The sequence below is a fragment of the Flaviaestuariibacter terrae genome (genome assembly GCF_054777635.1).
In genome coordinates this window covers 712,944-731,209 of record NZ_BAAHAL010000006.1, presented here as the reverse complement: position 1 = coordinate 731,209, position 18,266 = coordinate 712,944, and the positions used below count along the sequence as shown (strand labels likewise).

The 18,266-nt window shown below is 58.2% G+C and carries 16 protein-coding genes; 7 read left to right on the top strand and 9 right to left on the bottom strand.

Annotated features, from left to right (window positions below; translation table 11 throughout):
* Positions 1-48 precede the first annotated feature (48 nt).
* Genes ACYU7Z_RS03915 through ACYU7Z_RS03905 form a run of 3 tightly spaced genes read left to right on the top strand, consistent with a single transcriptional unit; the run spans position 49 to position 3,710 of the window.
* Positions 49-1,935: a T9SS type B sorting domain-containing protein gene (locus ACYU7Z_RS03915; RefSeq protein ID WP_460567573.1), complete on the top strand. Its 1,887-nt coding sequence runs from the start codon at positions 49-51 to the stop codon at positions 1,933-1,935.
* A gap of 38 nt (positions 1,936-1,973) precedes the next feature.
* Complete coding sequence (locus ACYU7Z_RS03910) at positions 1,974-2,705, top strand: YqjF family protein (RefSeq protein ID WP_460567571.1); 732 nt, start codon at positions 1,974-1,976, stop codon at positions 2,703-2,705.
* 9 nt (positions 2,706-2,714) lie between these two features.
* Positions 2,715-3,710 carry a YpdA family putative bacillithiol disulfide reductase gene (locus ACYU7Z_RS03905; protein ID WP_460567569.1) on the top strand — a complete coding sequence of 332 codons (996 nt, stop codon included), beginning with the start codon at positions 2,715-2,717 and terminating at the stop codon, positions 3,708-3,710.
* Positions 3,711-3,756: 46 nt separating this feature from the next.
* On the opposite strand, the gene ACYU7Z_RS03900 is transcribed toward ACYU7Z_RS03905, so the two are convergent.
* The 4 genes from ACYU7Z_RS03900 to dnaG form a co-directional block, all read right to left on the bottom strand.
* The gene (locus ACYU7Z_RS03900) at positions 3,757-4,287 is read right to left on the bottom strand and encodes a YceI family protein (RefSeq protein WP_460567567.1); all 531 of its coding nucleotides are present in this window, start codon (positions 4,285-4,287) and stop codon (positions 3,757-3,759) included.
* Positions 4,288-4,369: 82 nt separating this feature from the next.
* The gene (locus ACYU7Z_RS03895; protein ID WP_460567565.1) at positions 4,370-4,576 is read right to left on the bottom strand and encodes a hypothetical protein; all 207 of its coding nucleotides are present in this window, start codon (positions 4,574-4,576) and stop codon (positions 4,370-4,372) included.
* 64 nt (positions 4,577-4,640) lie between these two features.
* Positions 4,641-5,114 carry a hypothetical protein gene (locus ACYU7Z_RS03890; RefSeq protein ID WP_460567563.1) on the bottom strand — a complete coding sequence of 158 codons (474 nt, stop codon included), beginning with the start codon at positions 5,112-5,114 and terminating at the stop codon, positions 4,641-4,643.
* A gap of 105 nt (positions 5,115-5,219) precedes the next feature.
* A complete protein-coding gene (dnaG, locus tag ACYU7Z_RS03885) occupies positions 5,220-7,244 on the bottom strand; it encodes a DNA primase (protein ID WP_460567561.1) in 2,025 nt (674 codons plus the stop codon).
* 213 nt (positions 7,245-7,457) lie between these two features.
* Here dnaG and ACYU7Z_RS03880 point away from each other — a divergent pair, with 213 nt between their 5' ends.
* From ACYU7Z_RS03880 to ACYU7Z_RS03870, 3 genes are all read left to right on the top strand, one after another.
* Positions 7,458-7,835: a hypothetical protein gene (locus tag ACYU7Z_RS03880; protein ID WP_460567559.1), complete on the top strand. Its 378-nt coding sequence runs from the start codon at positions 7,458-7,460 to the stop codon at positions 7,833-7,835.
* An 86-nt stretch (positions 7,836-7,921) separates the two neighbouring features.
* Positions 7,922-10,057, top strand: coding sequence for an elongation factor G (locus ACYU7Z_RS03875; RefSeq protein ID WP_460567557.1), 2,136 nt, complete (start codon positions 7,922-7,924; stop codon positions 10,055-10,057).
* A gap of 140 nt (positions 10,058-10,197) precedes the next feature.
* The gene (locus ACYU7Z_RS03870) at positions 10,198-10,449 is read left to right on the top strand and encodes a hypothetical protein (RefSeq protein ID WP_460567555.1); all 252 of its coding nucleotides are present in this window, start codon (positions 10,198-10,200) and stop codon (positions 10,447-10,449) included.
* An 87-nt stretch (positions 10,450-10,536) separates the two neighbouring features.
* Here the strand turns inward: ACYU7Z_RS03870 and ACYU7Z_RS03865 are convergent, their stop codons facing one another.
* Positions 10,537-11,682: a cellulase family glycosylhydrolase gene (locus ACYU7Z_RS03865; RefSeq protein WP_460567553.1), complete on the bottom strand. Its 1,146-nt coding sequence runs from the start codon at positions 11,680-11,682 to the stop codon at positions 10,537-10,539.
* 224 nt (positions 11,683-11,906) lie between these two features.
* Here ACYU7Z_RS03865 and galK point away from each other — a divergent pair, with 224 nt between their 5' ends.
* Positions 11,907-13,076 (top strand): galactokinase, encoded by a 1,170-nt coding sequence (gene galK / locus ACYU7Z_RS03860; RefSeq protein WP_460567551.1) that lies wholly within the window; start codon positions 11,907-11,909, stop codon positions 13,074-13,076.
* 2 nt (positions 13,077-13,078) lie between these two features.
* On the opposite strand, the gene ACYU7Z_RS03855 is transcribed toward galK, so the two are convergent.
* The 4 genes from ACYU7Z_RS03855 to ACYU7Z_RS03840 all read right to left on the bottom strand — a co-directional run bounded on the left by ACYU7Z_RS03855 (position 13,079) and on the right by ACYU7Z_RS03840 (position 18,206).
* On the bottom strand, positions 13,079-14,149 hold the full coding sequence (locus ACYU7Z_RS03855) for an aldose epimerase family protein (RefSeq protein WP_460567549.1): 1,071 nt from the start codon (positions 14,147-14,149) through the stop codon (positions 13,079-13,081).
* A gap of 14 nt (positions 14,150-14,163) precedes the next feature.
* Entirely contained in the window at positions 14,164-16,350 is a 2,187-nt protein-coding gene (locus ACYU7Z_RS03850) for a family 1 glycosylhydrolase (protein ID WP_460567547.1), read from the bottom strand.
* A gap of 34 nt (positions 16,351-16,384) precedes the next feature.
* A complete protein-coding gene (locus ACYU7Z_RS03845) occupies positions 16,385-17,575 on the bottom strand; it encodes a glycosyltransferase family 1 protein (protein ID WP_460567545.1) in 1,191 nt (396 codons plus the stop codon).
* A 166-nt stretch (positions 17,576-17,741) separates the two neighbouring features.
* The gene (locus ACYU7Z_RS03840) at positions 17,742-18,206 is read right to left on the bottom strand and encodes a hypothetical protein (RefSeq protein ID WP_460567543.1); all 465 of its coding nucleotides are present in this window, start codon (positions 18,204-18,206) and stop codon (positions 17,742-17,744) included.
* Between the last annotated feature and the right edge of the window lie 60 nt (positions 18,207-18,266).

Genomic DNA, 18,266 nt, shown 5'->3' with positions numbered 1-18,266 from the left:
GCAAAGATAAGCGCCAATAGCTGTACCTTTGCCATTCGCGCTGATCCCATGACTTTCCGCTTCCTGCTTGCTTCTTTGTGGCTTTTTATTTTCCTGCTGGCAGGACAACAGCTCAGCGCGCAGTGCACTTCCACCGTCAGCACCTTTCCCTATTCCGAAGACTTCGAGCTCACCGATGGTGGCTGGGTGTCGGGCGGCACCGCCTCCGACTGGGTGTGGGGAATCCCGCACAAGCCGGTCATCAACAGCTCCGCCAGCGGCCAGAAATGCTGGATCGTGGGCGGCCTTCAGAATACGGCCTATAACGACAACGAGAACTCCTGGCTGCTGAGCCCCTGCTTCGACCTCAGCACCGTGCCGCACCCCTACCTGCATTTCAAAGTGTTCTGGGAAACCGAAAAGAAATACGACGGCGCCAGCATCCAGTACTCAACCGACGGCGGTAACACCTGGACACAGCTCGGCTCGCAGTCTGATTACGTGGCCTGCCCCAGCAGCAACTGGTTCAACACGGCGGGTATTACTACGGTTGCCGGCGATGGCTGGTCGGGCAATGTGCAGACCAGCTCGCCCTGTCCCGGTGGCGCCGGTTCGGGGAGTGGCGGCTGGGTTGCTGCTGGTCACGCAATGCCGCAGCTGGCCGGCCGGACCAATGTGCGCTTCCGCTTCCGCTTTGCGGCTGGCAGCCGCTGCAACGATTACGACGGCTTTGCCGTTGACGATATCTGGATCGGTGAGCTGCAGCCGGCCAATGCGGACTTCACGTTCTCCTGCTCCGCAGGCCGCTCCGCGCAATTCACACCCGTAACGCCGGGCTGCGGAAACCAGTACGCCTGGGACTTTGGCGACCCGGCATCGGGCTCCGCCAACAGCTCCAGCCTTTCGAATCCATCGCATGTGTTCAGCAACACCGGCGATTTCCCGGTTCGGTTAACAGTAACGGCTCCGGGTGGCGCCTCCTCCGTCATCGTCAGGAATGTGCACGTGGTGGATGTGACTACGCAGGTGGTCAGCCCGGTCAGTTGCCACGGAGGCAGCGACGGCAGCCTGCGCGCGTCGGCGTCACCTGCAGGCGCGTATACCTTCTCCTGGTCAACAACCCCGACGCAGCAGACTGCCACGATCTCCGGTCTGCCGGCGGGTAACTATACCGTAGATGTACGGGGCACTGACGTGTGTGCGGCACGCGTTTCGGAAGGCCTTGCCGACCCGGCGCCCCTGTCGCACAGCGAGTCGGTAACCGACGCCCGCTGCGGCGGTCCCAATGGAAAAGCCGAGATCACGCCCGCTGGCGGCACCGGCCCCTATTCGTTCACCTGGACACCGGCAGGCGGCACATCGTCGAGCAGCGCGGTGCTTCGCCCCGGCGACTACACGATCGCGATCGCCGATGCGCTGGGCTGCCCGGATACCGCGCAGGTGCACGTGGGCGACAACAGTGATTTGTTCGTTACGCTGGGGCGCGATACGGTGCTTTGCGCGGGTGAAACACTTCTGCTTCAGCCCGGCCCGGGACCCTATGCTGCTTATCGCTGGCAGGATGGTCGCATCGATGCCTCCTACCTCGTGTACCAGACGGATACCTATTCGGTGCAGGTAACCGACGCCGACGGCTGCCATGCGGCAGCTTCCGTGAAGGTGACCGTCGATTGTTCCGACGTTCAGTTTCCCAATGCATTCACGCCCGACGGAAACGGCCGCAACGATACCTTTGGTCCGCTCGGCAACCGCGGAGCGCTCTCCGAATACACACTGCAGATCTTCGGCCGCTGGGGACAGCTTGTTTTTGAAACGCATAACCCGCTTCAGAGCTGGAATGGCCGGACCGCCGGTGGCGCCGCTGCGAGCCAGGTGTACGTATGGTTTGCGCAGTATCGCCTCGTTCGTCACGATGGCGTGCAGACACGAAAAGGCACAGTTCTCGTCATCCGCTGATCCATTGTCCCGGCACTACCTTTGTGCCCGTTTCACCTATGGCTTCCCGCACTTTTTTATCGGCCGAGTGGCGCAATCTCCTGATGGCAAACTATGCTGTTGACCCCGCGTTGCTGCGTCCCTTCCTTCCATGCCGCACCGAGCTCGATACCTTCAACGGCGTGCACTACGCGAGCCTTGTGGGCTTCCTTTTCGCGAACACGGAAGTGATGGGATTTGCCATACCCGGTCACCGAACCTTCGAGGAAGTGAACCTGCGTTTTTATGTTCGCTACAAAGAAGAGGGCCTGTGGAAGCGAGGAGTGGTATTCCTGAAAGAGATCGTTCCGCGCCGCGCCATCGCGTGGGTGGCCAACACGCTCTACGGCGAAAATTATGTGCGCTACCCGATGCGCCATCAGTGGAAGGAAGAAGATGGACGGCTGGAAGTTGCCTACGAATGGAAGGTCGGTCGCGACTGGAACGTTATCCGCGCACGGGCCGAAGCTGCGCCAGCTCCGCTGCTGGCGGGCTCCGAAGAAGAATTTATCACCGAGCATTATTGGGGCTATACGCAGGTGAACGACCGCTGCACCGGCACCTACCAGGTGGCACACCCGGCCTGGCGCGTGCACCGTGTACACGACTACGCGATTCACTGCGATGTGGCCCGTATTTACGGGGCGGGCTTCGCCGACGCACTGCAGTCGGAGCCGCAATCCGTTTTCCTGGCCGAAGGCTCGCCGATACAGGTGATGAAGGGCGAGCGCATCGAACTGGCAAACCCCTAATTTGCCGCGGTGGAACGCTATACACTGGTCATCGTTGGCGGAGGCCCCATCGGCATTGCCTGTGCGCTAGAGGCCGGGCGAATGGGCGTTGATTGCCTCGTGCTCGAAAAAGGAACCCTCGTCAACTCGCTCTATCATTACCCGGTCAACATGACCTTCTTTTCGACGTCGGAGCGGCTGGAGATCGGCGGCATCCCCTTCATCAGCAACCAGCCCAAACCAAAGCGTGCCGATGCGCTGGAATACTACCGGCGTGTGGCCCAGGATCGCCACGTTCCGATCCGTCTTTTCGAGGAAGTGACCGATGTGACCGACGCGGACGGGGGCTACCTCGTAGCGACCAGCAAGGGAAGCTACGGCGCGCGTTTCGTGGTGCTCGCCACGGGCTTTTACGACATTCCCTACCTCCTGGGCGTGCCGGGTGAGAACCTCCCGAAAGTGAAGCATTATTATGATGATCCGCATTTCTACGCGTTCCAGAAAGTGGTGGTGGTCGGCGCGCAGAATTCGGCTGTCGATGCGGCGCTCGAAACCTGGCGCAAGGGCGCCGACGTTACCCTGGTGATCCGCGGTTCCGAAGTCGGGCAGCGCGTCAAGTATTGGGTTCGCCCCGACATTATCAACCGCATCGAAGAAGGCTCCATCAAAGCCTATTTTCATGCTACAGTGACCGCCATCACGGAGCGTACCGTAGAAATACAGACGCCCGGTGGCCCGCTGATCCTCGAAAACGACTGGGTGCTGGCGCTTACCGGGTACCAGCCCAACCTCCCCTTTCTCCGCCGCATTGGGATCCGCCTGGGCGACGACGCCGTTTGCCAGCCGCAGATCAACGACGAAACGCACGAAACCAACCGTCCGGGCATTTACCTGGCCGGCGTCATCTGTGGCGGTATGAACACGCACCGCCTCTTCATTGAGAATTCGCGCGAGCATGCGGAAAAGATCATCGCGGATATCTGCAGCAAGTTGGCCGCCCCGGATGGCGAGACAGCGGCACACTAAAAGGCCCCGCAGTGCGAGGCCTTTGTATCCGGTTCCTTTCTTTCAATTATCCTTGCTTCACGAGCTGGATCTCGGCGTGGATCTTAATATCGTCCGAGACCACCACCTGGCCTGCTTCGGTAACGGCACTCCACGTGAGGCCGAATTCTTTCCGGCTGATCTTACCCGAAACCGTAAAGCCTGCCTTCGTTTGACCATACGGGTCTACGACAATACCACCGAATTCGACATTCACGGTTACCGGGCGGGTAATGCCGCGGATCGTAAGGTCGCCGTGCAGCACCGCGTCGTCGCCGCTGGCTTCGTACTTGCGGCCAACGAAGAGCAGTTGCCCGTGTTCATCCGCGTTGAAAAAGTCGGCCGACTTCAGGTGCGTATCGCGCTGGAGGTTGTTCGTGTCGATCGAGTCGATGTCTGCCGAAAACTCGATGCGCGATGCGGTCGTGAAGTCATCGGAGGCCGTATCGACCTCGAGGTCAAACTTCTTGAAGTAGCCCGTTACCGTCGTGATCATCAGGTGCCGGACTTTAAAGAGTACTTCGCTGTGGGTGGGATCCAGTTTCCAGGTAATAGCCATAAAAAAGAGTTTAGTGTGAATTCAATGTTGTAACATCGAAGTTAGTGCATTGTTTCACTTGGACCAAATATTTTTTTACGGCTCAGCTGCGCTCGCCCTTGTTGTCCTTGATGCTGCTGTTGCGGTAGGCGTCCTGCTCCCGCTCCCGGCCCATTGGCTCGGAGCGCTGCCCCCCCGTCTGTTTTCCATGATTCACTTTGCCTTCCTCACGGGGTACGCCTTGTCCGCTCTGGTTGGAAGCACCGGTACCCGATGTTCCGTTCTTGTTGTTGTCGCCACGTCCTGACATAATTGATTGTTTTAGAACTGCTGTTCCGCATCTATTGTGCCAGTCCCGGTACCAAAGCTGCCGATCAGAGTACGAGCTGCTGCCCGGGATGCCTTGGCTCATGGCGCTTCTGCAGGATCTTAAGTACGAGCCCGGCAGCAAGTCCGCCGAGCGTATACAGCGCCACGGTCATCAGCCTCGTCTCTGCAGTCCGGCTGCTCGGTCGCGGGTTGAGCCCCATCTGCTCCGGGAGCCACACGGCGCCCGCTCCGGCGGCAAGTCCGAGCAGCGTGCTGCGCAGCACGACATTCCGGGCATGAATCCCCGCGATGCTATAGTACAGTGCATTCGCCAGCAGGTCGCCGGCCATGGTATACAGGAAAAGCCGGTCCGAACCTGGTTGCCGGCCCTTTGCCCCGGCGATCAGCCTGCGAAGCGCCTGCATGCCAAGGAGGTCCATCCGCGGGGCCCTGGGCACCGTGCGGCGGAGGGTTTCGTGCGTGGCCGTCAGCAGGCCCGCGCCGGCGAGCCCGCCGAGCAAAACATCACTGGTACGCATAGGAATTCGTTTGCGGGAAAAAGGCGCAAAATCATGCCGACTTCAACGGCTTTCCCTGATCGCAATGAGTGGGGAGAAGTCGAGGCGAGGGTCGCGGGAAGCTGGCTACCGGACAATCACCGTCCCGGATTTTTCCATCAGCTCACGCTCCATCTGCTTCAGGGCCTGGTGTGTGAGGATGAGCGTCATTTGTTGCTCGGGTGTTGCTTTTTCGAGGTCTGCCTGGTTCTGGAGCAGGAGCCGGCGAACCTGCCGGAGCTTCAGGTAGGCGAGTGCGGATTCCACTTCCTGGTGTGTCGTATCCCGCTGCGTCAGCAAAAAGGATCCGAGCTTATCCTGGTTTTCGCGGTTAACGGTATCCTTGAACCCATCCCAGCTTTGCTCGAAAAGCGACTTCTGGTAGCCTGCGGATTGCGCCGCCTCGGATTTCCAGAACCTGCTTTCCTCGTAGGGAAACTGCAGAAGCGACACCGCAAAGGCACTCAGCTCCGGGTCGGGATGATAGATGAAAACGTTCCGGTCAGGCAGCTGCCCGTTTGCCAGCAGGTCGCGGAAGGCGTGAATCACCTTGAGCACACTGTGGTTCTCAAAGAGATCGTCCTCGGGTAATTCATGGAGCACGAACTCGGCGATCATCTGACCGTTCCAGTGCTTTACCCCGTGCTCGAGTAGTACCCGTGCGATCTCCCGCTCCTGCAGCTCGTTTCGAAAGAGTAACTGGAAGGTATGGTCGTCGAGCGCCGGCGGCTCGGCGGGCTGTGCCTGGTCGGCGAGCTCCTGCGCTTCGTTGAAGGGAAGCTTCTGCTCCTGCTTCACGATGCGATCGCGAATGAACTTGTTGACCAGGTTCGTAAAGCCTGCTTCGTCGATGCGGAGCAGCTGCGCGCACTGGCGGATATAATCCTGTTGCTTGGTGAAGTCTTCGGCCTTGTCGATACGCGCGATCGTTTCCGCCATGCGGTTCACCACGTCGGCCTTGCGTGCGGCATCATCACCGGCATCGCGCAGCGAAACCTCGAGCTGGAACAGGATCACGTCCTTGCGGTTGTGCGCGATGAAGTTGCGGAACTCGATAGCGCCTACTTTCTGCACGTACGAATCCGGGTCTTCGCCGTCGGGTATCAGCACCAGCTTCACGTTGAGACCTTCTTCCAGCGCCATGTCGAGGCCGCGGAGCGCCGCCTTGATACCGGCGCCGTCGCCGTCGTAGATGATGGTGAGGTTCTTCGTGAATTTCTTGACAAGACGGAGCTGCTCGGTGGTGAGTGAAGTACCGCCGGAGGCTACAACGTTCTCCACGCCGGCCTGGTGCAGGGAGAGTACGTCGGTATATCCTTCTACCAGCAGGCACTCATCGAACTTGTCGACCGCCTGCCTGGCGAAGTAAAGTCCATAAAGGATCCTGCTTTTTACATAGAGCTCGTTCTCCGGTGTGTTGATGTATTTCGGAGCGCGGTCGTTCTTCTTAATGAGACGTGCGCCGAATCCGATCACCTTGCCGCTCGGGTTGTGCACGGGGAAGATGATCCGGTCGCGGTAGTTGTCGACCCACTCGTTGTTGCGGAATGCGATCAGTCCTGCCTTCTGCGTCAGCTCGCGGTTGTATTGCTGCTGGAAGGCGGCTTTTGCGAACTCGTCGCGCCGGTCGGGATTGTAGCCGATGCCGAACTTGCGCAGCGTCGCCTCCGTAAACCCGCGCGACTCGAGGTAGCTCAGTCCGTTGGCGCGTCCGTCCTCGCTGTCGAACAGTTGCTGCTCGAAATACTGCTGCGCAAACTTGTTGATGATGTAGAGGCTCTCGGCTACCTGCTGCTGCTCGCGTACTTCGGCCGATACTGCCGTTTCTTCTACCTGGATGTGATAGCGTGCGGCCAGCCAGCGCAGCGCTTCGACGTACGAGAATTTCTCGTGCTCCATCACAAAGGAGATCGAGTTGCCGCTTTTGCCGCAACCAAAGCACTTGTAGATTCCTTTCGACGGAGAGACGGTGAACGACGGCGTGCGCTCGTTGTGAAAAGGACAAAGACCTAGGTAGTTCGCCCCTCTCCTTTTGAGTCGCACGAAGTTGCCAACGACATCGAGCACATCGACGCGGTCCTGTATAGCCTGTATCGTTTGCGGCGTGATCATTCGGGGGAGCAGATTATTCGGGGGAGCAAAGATAGCCGTTCGGTTCCACACGGCGGGGCTTGCAAATGCCCGGCGGAATGAAGAATATACCGTTTTCCGGGCAAACAAAATTTTATTTGTTTGGCGCTGCCGATCCTAAATTTAAAGTACCATCCTTGATTGCTCCTGTGAGGAACGAAGAACGTTTTCTTAACCCTTAAAAACTTCTTTCCCATGGTTCAGACCGATCTCACCCAGCTTACTTCCGAGACCGCAGAATGGCGGCAGATCCTGCGCAACTACCGCGACGAATTCCAGGAATGTAAAAAGATGCTTCAGGACTCCGCCCGCCACACGGCAAAAAATCAACTGGTAGAGCTTGAGCACTTCGACAACCAGTTTCACATCCAGCTGATCAACATCCACGACCTCAAGCAGGAGATCAAACAGCACGAGCGCAAGATCGCCTTTGAGCGCTCCGGTAAGGAAAACCTCTCCAACGACACCTACTCGGAACATGAGCGCCTGCTCGACGCCTTCCTGGTGCTGGAAAACAACCTCCAGCAGCTCCGGGGCGAATTCCGGGACTTTGTTAACGCTACCAACTGCTGAAGGTAGCGTTCGTTTTTTCGGGGCCCAGACGTTCCGTGATGTGACGGGATGCATGCCCTGCTACCATCACCTTAAAATTTTGCACCATGGCAGAATTTGATACCGCCCACGTCAGGAACATCGCCCTGCTGGGCCATGCGGGCTCCGGGAAGACCACGCTCGCCGAATGTATGCTCTTCGAAGCCGGACTGATCAATCGCCGCGGCTCCGTTGCCGAGCGAAACACGGTGGGCGATTACCACGAGCTCGAGCAAGAGCGTGGCAATTCCATTTTTTCAAAGCTGATGCACAGTCGCTGGCGCGGCTACAAGATCAACATCCTCGACACGCCGGGCTACGACGACTTCGTGGGCGAGGTGCTGTCGGCCCTCCGCGTTGCCGATACCGGGGTGCTGCTCCTCAATGCCGTCAATGGCGTTGAAGTGGGCGCCGATGTGATCTGGCAGTATACCGAGCGTTTCCGCACGCCGATGATCTTTGCTGTAAACAAGCTGGATCACGACAAGGCCGACTTCGACCGTACGGTGCAGGAAGCCAAAGACCACTTCGGTCCGCGCGTAACGCTGATCCAATACCCGCTCCAGACAGGCGCGGGCTTTCACGAGATCGTTGACGTGCTGCAGATGAAGCTGTATAAATTCCGCGACACCGGCGGCAAGCCCGATAAGCTCCCGATCCCCGAGGGTGAGCGCGCCCGCGCCGAAGCACTGCACCGCGAGCTCGTTGAGACGGTGGCCAGCGTGGATGAAGCGCTGATGGAGCACTATTTCGAGAAGGGCGAGCTGGAGGAAGACGAGCTGAAGGCCGGCTTCAAGACGGCAATGATCCGGCACGAGATCTTCCCGCTGTTTTGCCTGAGCGCCGAGCGCAACATGGGTTCCGGCCGCATTATGGGCTTTATCGACAATGTGTGCCCGAGCGCCTGTGAGCTGCCGCCGCAAGCCACCAAAAGCGGTGAGGAGCTCGAATGCGATGCCAATGGTCCGGCCTGCATCTTCGTTTATAAGACGGCATCCGAATCGCACGTTGGCGAACTCTCCTATTTCAAAGTATTCAGCGGAACCATCCGCTCTGGGATGGAACTGGTCAACGAGTCGAACGGGGTGATCGAAAAGATCTCGCAGCTCTTCCTGATGGAGGGCAACAAGCGCATCCCGGTGAACGAGCTCGTTGCCGGTGATATTGGCGCCACGCTGAAACTGAAGAATACGCATGTCAATAATACGCTTCACGTCAAGGGCAAGAATTACGAGCTCGCCCCCATCGTCTTCCCCTCGCCCAATATGACGGTGGCCATCGAGGCCGTGAAAAAGGGCGAGGAAGAAAAGCTGGCGCAGGCCCTGCACCAGCTTCGCGAGGAAGACGGAACGCTGATCGTGGAAGTGTCGCCGGAGTTACGGCAAACCTTGCTGCACAGCCAGGGCGATATGCACCTCGCGGTCGCGAAATGGAAAATTGAAAACGGTTCCCGGCTGGAGGTTCGTTTCCTCAAGCCGCGCATCCCCTACCGCGAAACGATCCGAAGCAGCGCCGAGGCAACGTACCGCCACAAAAAGCAATCGGGCGGCGCCGGGCAATTTGCCGAAGTACAGCTCCGCGTTGATCCCTGGTACGAGGGCATGCCCGATCCGACCGGACTGATCGTTCGCGGCCGTGAGCTCATCGACCTTCCCTGGGGCGGCAAGCTCGCCTATTACAATTGCATCGTCGGCGGCGCCATCGACGCTCGCTTCCTCCCTTCGATCCTGAAGGGAATCATGGAAAAGATGCAGGAAGGCCCGCTCACCGGCTCTTACGTGCGCGACGTCCGCGTCTGCGTATTCGACGGAAAGATGCACCCGGTGGATTCAAATGATATCTCTTTCAAGATCGCCGGCACGATGGCATTCCGGCAGGCATTCCGCGAGGCCAGTCCGCAGGTGCTCGAGCCCATCTACCACGTCGACGTGCTTTGCCCCGACGAGCTTACCGGCGCCGTCATGGGTGAGCTGCAGAGCAGGCGTGGGTTGGTGGAAGGCATGGAGACGGAAGGCCATTTTCAGAAAATAGGCGCCCGCGTACCGCTGGCCGAGCTTCACGACTTTTCGTCGGCGCTGCGCTCGATAACACAAGGCCGCGCGAAGTTCAGCATGACCTTTGCCGAGTACGTGCCGCTGTCGTTCGACCTGCAGAAAAAGTTAACGGACGCCTACAGCAAAACGGAAGTGGAAGCGGTGGCTTGACGATCAGGCAGCCCGTCGTCGAAAATTGGTGGTTCAACCTCGGTTTTCCGGGTTGAGGCTATTGGCGCTATGGTTTTATGGATTATTGGATTAACTTGTTCACCACAAGCAAGTCCAATCATTCACTAAATCTTCCACCTATGCATGCCTATTTCCGTAACCACCAGCTGTACCTGGCCGAGAAGTCTGCCTGGCTTGAGCGCCAGACGCAGAAGTCCAGCAAGCGGGCGATCATGAAGATCGAAAGCCTGAAGCTCATCTCGCAGGCCGGTGAAGACTTCGAGCAGATCCGCCTCGTGGAGAAGCTCGTCAAGGATTCCCTGCTGACGGCGATCCCCGGTCAGTCTGTACTGCACCGCGAAGGCTTCTATAAGTACAACCTCCGTAATTAACGAACGCAGAAGGCGCGGAAAGCGCAGAAGCAATAAAAAGGAAAACGTCCAGCGAAAGCTGGACGTTTCTTATTTCATCAAAACACGTTACGCGTTTACTGTTTCCGTTTCGGCGGTCTTGCCGGATTTCCGGGCGCTTTTCGCTCCCGCGATGAAGCTCCGCAGGAAATTCACCTCTTCCTGGCGATAAGCTTCGCCATTGGAGCGGAAGATGTCGTGGAACCACAGCTCGGGCTCATTGTCGTAGGTGATCTGCCAGCTGTCCCAGGGACAGTGCGTCTGCGACTTTCCGGCCACGAAGCCCCAGTTGTAGGCATTCACGCCGTATTCGTGGAAGAGCGGCAGGATTTCCTGGAAGGTATTGCCAAAGGGACGCGCCATGTATTCGGTGCAATAGAGCGGGCGGCCGAAGCGGCTCAGCTGCTCGATGCGGCGCTGCATGCCTTCGCGGTTGGCGTAGCAGTGGAACGAGATCACATCCGAATGCGTGAACATATAGTTGTCGAGAACAGACACTGTTTCGTCGGAGCTCCAGTTCTCGCCTTCCTGCCAGGGCGCCATCGTAATGGGCTGGTCGGGACCGATGCCACGTACCCAGCGGATGGTCTTTCTCAGCAGCTCGAGCGAAAGCTCGGCTTTGTGCTTCGAGTAATTATCGTCCTTATACGAAGCGAGGTTCATGTTGTCCGGCTCATTGTAGAGGTCCCAGACAATAACGCGCTCGTCGTGCTTGAAGTGGTTCACAATCCCATGCACATAATCGTAAAGATCGTCGTAGCGGTCGGGGTTGTTGAGCACATCGTAGCCGGGGCACTGCACCCAGCCGGAGTTGTGCACATTGTGCTTCGGGGCGCGTTGCTTGCCGAGCTTCGGGTTCGGATCCCAAACAGCGTCGAAGAGTACGAACATCGTACGGATGCCGTGCTTGTGGGCGATGTCAAGGAAGAGCTCGATACGCTCGAGAAATCCCTTGCTGTCCTGCTCCCACAGGAGGTGGTGGAGGAATACGCGGATCGTGTTGAAGCCAAGTGAGGCAGCCCATCCAAGCTCCTTATCGATCAGGAAGGGATCGAAGGTCTCGGCCTGCCACATCTCGAGCTGGTTGATGGCGTTGTGGGGAACAAAGTTGCAGCCTACGAGCCAGCCGTTTTTTTGCTGCCATTCGGCGGCTTTCTCGGCAGACCAGCGATAGCTCATTTCGGGGTCGTGCTCCTGGTGTTGGGGAGCGTTCAATACAAAGGGTTGCATGGCTGTAAAAGGGTCAGTTTTATTTACCAGGTTATAGAAGCAAAATAACTGATTCCGGTTGCGGCACCACTGTTTAAATAGGCTTAAAAGGCCACAACTATCGGTGAAAAAAGGAATTTGCGCGTTGGGCGTGCAGGCCCGATTTTTACAGTTCAAGTGCAGGCCGCTCCACCTCCCTTAACGAACGCATTTTCAAAAAGAAACAACCGATGAATGTACCCGTCACAGCCCGGAAAGTAGCGCAGGTTTTCAGCGAACAGTGGGGCGCTCCCACCCTCGTTTCCCGGTCGCCGGGACGCATCAACATCATTGGCGAGCATACCGACTACAACGAGGGCTTTGTGCTCCCGGCCGCCATCGACAAGGCTGTGTACGTGGCCCTTGGCCGCCGCGACGACGACCGCATTGAGCTGCAGGCGATCGAGTTCAATGATCGCTACAGCACCCGTGTGCCCGACATTGCTCCCCGCCCGGGGCAATGGACCAATTATATCCTGGGTGTCGTCGCGCAGTTTCAAAAGCGCGGACTGACGGTTGGCGGCTTCAACCTGGTTATTGATGGTGAGGTTCCTTTTGGTGCCGGTCTTTCCTCTTCCGCTGCAGTGGAGTGTGCGACAGCCTTTGGGCTCAACGAGCTGTTCAGCCTCGGGCTCAAGCGCGATGAGCTCATCTACCTTGCACAGAAAGCCGAGCATGAATATGCAGGAGTCATGTGCGGCATCATGGACCAATTTGCTTCGATGTTTGGTAAAACCGACCATGTGATGCGGCTCGATTGCCGCTCGATGGATTATCAATATGTTCCCTTCCGCCTCGATGGTTACTCACTGCTCTTGCTCAATACGAATGTGAAGCACTCACTGTCTTCTTCCGAGTATAACGTGCGCAGGCAGCAATGCGAGGCTGGTGTTTCGATGCTCCAGGAGCGCTACCCCCACGTGAAGAGTCTCCGTGATGCCACAGTGCCGCAGTTGCAGGAATGTGTGCAGGGACGCGACGAGCTGATCTACCGCCGCTGCAAATACGTGGTGGAGGAAAATGAGCGCCTGATCGAAGCCTGCGTCGACCTTGAGCGTGGTGACCTCGTGGAGCTTGGCATGAAGCTGTACCGAACTCACCGCGGGCTCAGCGAGGAATACGAGGTAAGCTGCCAGGAGCTCGACTTCCTGGTGACTGCGGTGCGCGAAAACGACGCGGTGCTCGGCGCCCGGATGATGGGTGGCGGCTTCGGTGGATGCACGCTCAATATCGTACGTGAAGATGCGATCGATGCACTGGTGGCGGAGCTTGCTCCTGCCTACCATGCTGCAACAGGCCTCGACCTCACTCCGATCACGGTTGATATCGGTGAGGGCTCGTCGCTCGTTCGTCTCGACTGATCTTACCGGTAAAAAGCGAAGTCGGTGCGGCTGCGGAAGGTTTGGCCCGGTCGCAATTCCACCGACGGGAAAGCAGGCTGGTTGGGTGAGTCGGGGAAGTGCTGTGTTTCGAGGCAAAATGCCGAGCGGCGCTCGTCGCTGAGCCCGTATTTCAATCGCTTTGAAGCTTTGAGGTAATTGCCTGTGTAAAGCTGGATACCGGGCTCGGTCGTCGTGATCGCCATCCGGATACCGCTGACGTCGCCCGTGGCAACAGCTGCGAGCTTTCGCTCCTCTCCACTATCGATCAGCACGAAGTTGTGGTCGTAGCCCGCTCCGTGCACCAGCTGCGGGTCATCGTCGTCGATAGCGTCGCCGATGCGCTTTGGCTTGCTGAAGTCGAAAGGCGTTCCTGTAACAAAGGCAATATCCCCCGTCGGGATCAGGAACTCGTCAACCGGTGTATAGTGACCGGCATTTACAAACAGCGTGTGATTGAGAACGCTTCCACTCCCCTGCCCGTTCAGGTTAAAGTAGGCATGGTTGCAAACGTTCAGCACGGTAGGCGCGTTCGTCGTGGCTTCGAAATGAACGGAAAGCACGTCGTCGTCGCCAATGCTGTAGCGCACCGTGATCGTAACGGCGCCCGGGTAGCCTTCATCCATGTCCGGGCTTATGTGGCGGAGCACAAGCTCGCTTTCCGTCGCGGACAGTACGTCCCACACTACGGCGTTATACCCAACGAGCCCACCGTGCAGGTGGTTGGGCGGGTTGTTGATGGCGAGGCTGTAGTCGTTACCATCCAGTGAGAAGCGGCCGCGGGCAATGCGGTTCGCATAGCGGCCAACGATGGCACCGTGGTAATCTCCATCCTCGAGGTATTGCCCGATGTTGTCGAAGCCAAGCACGATATCGCGTAGCTCGTCGTCCTGGCCCGGAACGAACAGGGCCACCAGCCTGGCGCCATAATTGGTCACGGCCGCCGAAATGGTCCCGTTGCTGAGCCAGTACAGGTCGGTTTGCCTGCCGGAAATAGTGCTGCGAAAGGCTGCGCTGTCCAGGGCGGCGCGCGGGTCCGAATGCGTCAGGGGCATGAGTTGAGTTCGATTTAATCCATCAGTTCCACGTGCCGGGTCTTCGCTGCAAAATAACGATGGAACGCGTTCGAAGCGTCGGGCATCAGCGAACCGCGCTCGGAGCCCAGCACACTGTAGGCCGGGCGCTGCGCCGCATAGCCCATCTCCGCTGCCGATGAGGGCAACAGCAGGTGGCGGTCCAGCTGCAGCTCGCGGGCCACCAGCTCCGCCAATCCGGCCCAGCTTTGCGCACCCGCATTCGCGAGGTGCCAGATCCCGCTTTCGCGGTCAACCAGCAGGTCGAGCGTTGCGTTGACCAGGTCTGGCACGTAGGTGGGCGAAACAAAGAGGTCGTTGGCCACGCGGGCCTCCTGCCCATTGCGCAGGCGTTCTTCCACCCACTGAAAGAAGTTGTAGCGGTCCCATGGGCCGAAGAAAGCGCTTGTCCTGACCATTAGGGCTTCCGGGTAGGCACTCAGCACGGTCGACTCGGCGCGTGCCTTGCTGCTGCCGTATACGTTGAGCGGGTTTACGGGATCGCTTTCGAGGTACGGATCCTGTTTCTTTCCATCGAATACGAGGTCGGAGGAAAAGCTGACAAGGGGAATCCCCCGCTCGCGGCAGGCCAGGGCCAGGTGCAGCGGACCTTCGGCGTTCTCCCGGTGACAGGCGGCCGCATCCTCCTCGGCATCATCGACCCGGACATAACCCGCTGCGTTGATCACCGCCCAGGGCCTCGTTTCTTCGAGCGCGCAGGCAATGGAAGCGGGCGAGGCGATATCGCAGTCTTCGCGTCCTGCGAGGCAGTATTCCAGCGAGCGGTCCCGGCAAACACGCGCAAAGGCCTGGCCCAGCGTGCCGCGCTTCCCGATGATCAGGATAGGTCTCCGCTCCTGCCGCAGGCGCGCCAGCTGCGAAGCGGGTACAATGCTTTGGTGCAGGAACCGGCTTTCACGTTGCCACCAGCCGCGGTCATCGGCCAGGTGATCGTCGGCCGACGGGGTACCGGCCGTCTGCAGGTAGCGCGCCAGTGCCGTCGGCCGCGCGGTGCCGCCACGCAGGTCGAAAGCGCCGGTCTCGTAGTCGCACTCGGTTGATGTAAGCAGCTTATTCCAGCCAAAGGAGCCCATGAGGGCCCAGGCCGTAACCGCACGCAGGTCGATGCCCTCGCGGCGCACCGTGCTGCATTCCTTCCATACGTGGCGGAACCAGCGCAACTGCTCTTCGCGGTGGCAGTGCAGGTGTACTTCGGTGATCGCCATCGGCGCCCGGAACCGTTCCCAGGCTTCCCGTAGTAATACGGTAAGGCCGCTGGGCTCGTCAACCGGTACCCGAACCGCCTCAACATCCACGTAGCGATGGCGTTTGTTGCCGCCAGGCTGAAGGTGCGGGTAGCGATCGACGCGCTCGTCGAGAAAGCGCTCGGAGGTTACGTAATAATTGAATCCGAAAATGTCCGGCCGGCATGGATGCTCCTGGAAAAAACGCAGCTCCGTTTCGCTGATTCCATTCCGGATAAAGTAATTCCAGAGCGGGTGCTGTTCGTCGAGCATACCGCAAAGAATATCAAATGTGAGCCAGCGGCGCCGGTTTTCGAAGCGCGCCTGGTAAGCAAGCCGCGGCGTGCTGTAGATCTTGGCGAGGTCCTCCGTCTGCAGCAGTTTCGCATCCGGATTGATGCGGCGGATCGCCTGCATCGCGAGTACCGTTCCCTTGAGCTCGTTGAGGAGGCAACGCAGGAAAACCCGGTCGCTGCGTCCATGCGGGTACCAGAGCCCATAAAGGCCGCTGAAGCGCGCTGTGGTCAGCGGCTCATTGACCGGCGTATAATATTCCAGCCAGGGAAAGCGCTCAGCCACCTGCTGCGCGTAAGCTGCCAGCAACTCCGGGAAGCGCTCGTCGTCGAGATGGGTAAATTTCGGCCCGCTGCCATGGTGCACGAGGGTCGCAATGATATCGATGCCTTGTGCGCGGTAGAAGTCGAGCTGCGATGCCGCGTACGACCAGTCGATCGGCGCACCCTGCACGGGCTCATGCTTCTCCCACAACACGGGGAAACGCAGCTTGCGCAATCCGAGGGAAGCAACGTGCCCGGCATTCGGTTGTTCATAAAGGTTCGCCAGGGCAAACTGGTCCAGGTAACGGTCGCCCACACGATTGATCGTGCATTCGATACCGCCCCAGAGCTCGGGTCTGCCGGCTACGGGAGATTGTTCCATCCGGTTACGTTTCGTCCAACAATAGTATCGCTGCTTACAGCGACTGGGTGGAAACGAAAGACGTTCCCGCCTCGCGTGTCTTGCTGTGCTGCGCCTTCATGTGCGCTTCGATGTGCTGCGCCATCTGGCTCCAGGTACGGTCCCAGGAGTTGCCGGCAAGAAACGCATCGACCCGCGCCAGCCAGGACGAATGATCCTGCACGGCGAGAAGCGCGTCACCTGCCTGCACGAACTCGTCGGCATCCGACGCGATGTGCACCAGCGCATTGTCGCCATAGGGCGACACCACGTCGCGGATCGGTGAAGAGATCACGGGCTTACCGGCCGCAAGATATTCGGGCGTCTTCGTCGGGCTGATAAAGCGGGTGGATTCATTTTGTGCAAAGGGGATGATGGCGACGTCCCATCCTGCCAGGTAGTGCGGCAGCTCCTTGTAATCCTTACCACCGAGGTAATGGATATTGGGGTTGCGCGGCAGTGTGGCCGGATCGATCTTGACCACGGGCCCGATCAGCACAAAATGCCAGTCGGGGCGCGCTGTTGCTGCAGCGCCGATCAGGTCGATATCAAAGCGTTCGTCGATAACACCGTAGAAGCCGAAGCGCGGATGCGGCACAGAAGCCTGGTCGGCGGGATCGGCAACAATGCTCCGCGCCGATGCGAAGTGCTCGCGATCGATGCTGCTCGGGAACGGGTAGATGTTGGGATGTGTATGTTGCTTCGCCTCGTAGATGCTGTAGCCGCCGGTGAAGACGACATCAGCTTTCTTCAGGAGGCGCTGCTCATTTTCTTTCAGGGCAACGGGCGCAAACTTGAAGGCCGACAATTCATCCATGCAATCATAGACAGTTGCCGCAGGCTCGAGGTGATCGCTGAAGGGAAGCGCCATAGGTGTATAGTACCAGCAGAAATACTTATTGATTTCCATCACCGAGATGAGGTCATTGACAAGCTCGCGCTGGCATTGCAGCACGGCTTCTTCCTCCATTCCGTGTTGCAGGTGCGGCACCACGACATACACATTCTTCGCGGGCTCATTTATCTGCAGGCGGTTTGCGCCATCATGAAAAATAGGTTCTTCGATAAAGAATACACGTGTATGCTTCGCAAAGCGGCTTAGCAGGTGCTGCGGTCGCTGATACACGAAGTTCCAACGCAGGTGCGAAAAGCAAAGAAGATCGATCGTACTGATATGGGGCCAAGTGGCAGTTGGAGTATTCGTCATGCCCCAATAGATACTATTTACATGCCAACGACTGGCAAACAGGCAGCGCTGAGGCTCCGCACCCGATGAGCGTATCCGTGTAGAATTATTTCCTCTCCGCGGAACAGCTAACGATCAGAAATCAAATAAGTTAAATAAAAAACCCCTCTTCCGAGGGGCTGTATTATTACGCTGTGACTGCTTTCCGCTTTCGCGTCGGCTTAACGTCGGCGATCACTTCCTGAACTTCTTCGAGAAGTACCGTTACTTCTGCCTTGCGGAAGTTGACGGCATTCCAAACGTGGTCGAGGGTAACCTGCTCGGAGCTTTCATAACCCGCGGCCACCAGCTTGTTCCAGCTGCTTTCGCGGTTCAGATCCGTTGAAATTTTCGAAGTCGATTTCGGGTGGGCTACCCAAAGGCGCGTCTCTTCCTTGAGCGCGGGCATGATGTCGTGAAGGATGTTGTTGAGTTGTGTTTCGTTCACAGCAAACACCAGTGCGAAATCGAGCTTGCGGGTACGGAGGAGCGGAGTCAGATTTTTTGCGAAAGACAATTTGGCGAACTGCTTTTCGATAGAGGAAGGTAGGCCCTGGATCAATATCGTCTTCTCATTCTTAAGCTGTAACTTCTCTACAATTGTTTGTGACATAGATGTTTCCGGGTTTTATGAACAAGCAGTGGAGGGTTTTGGCGGGGTTTTTCACACAAA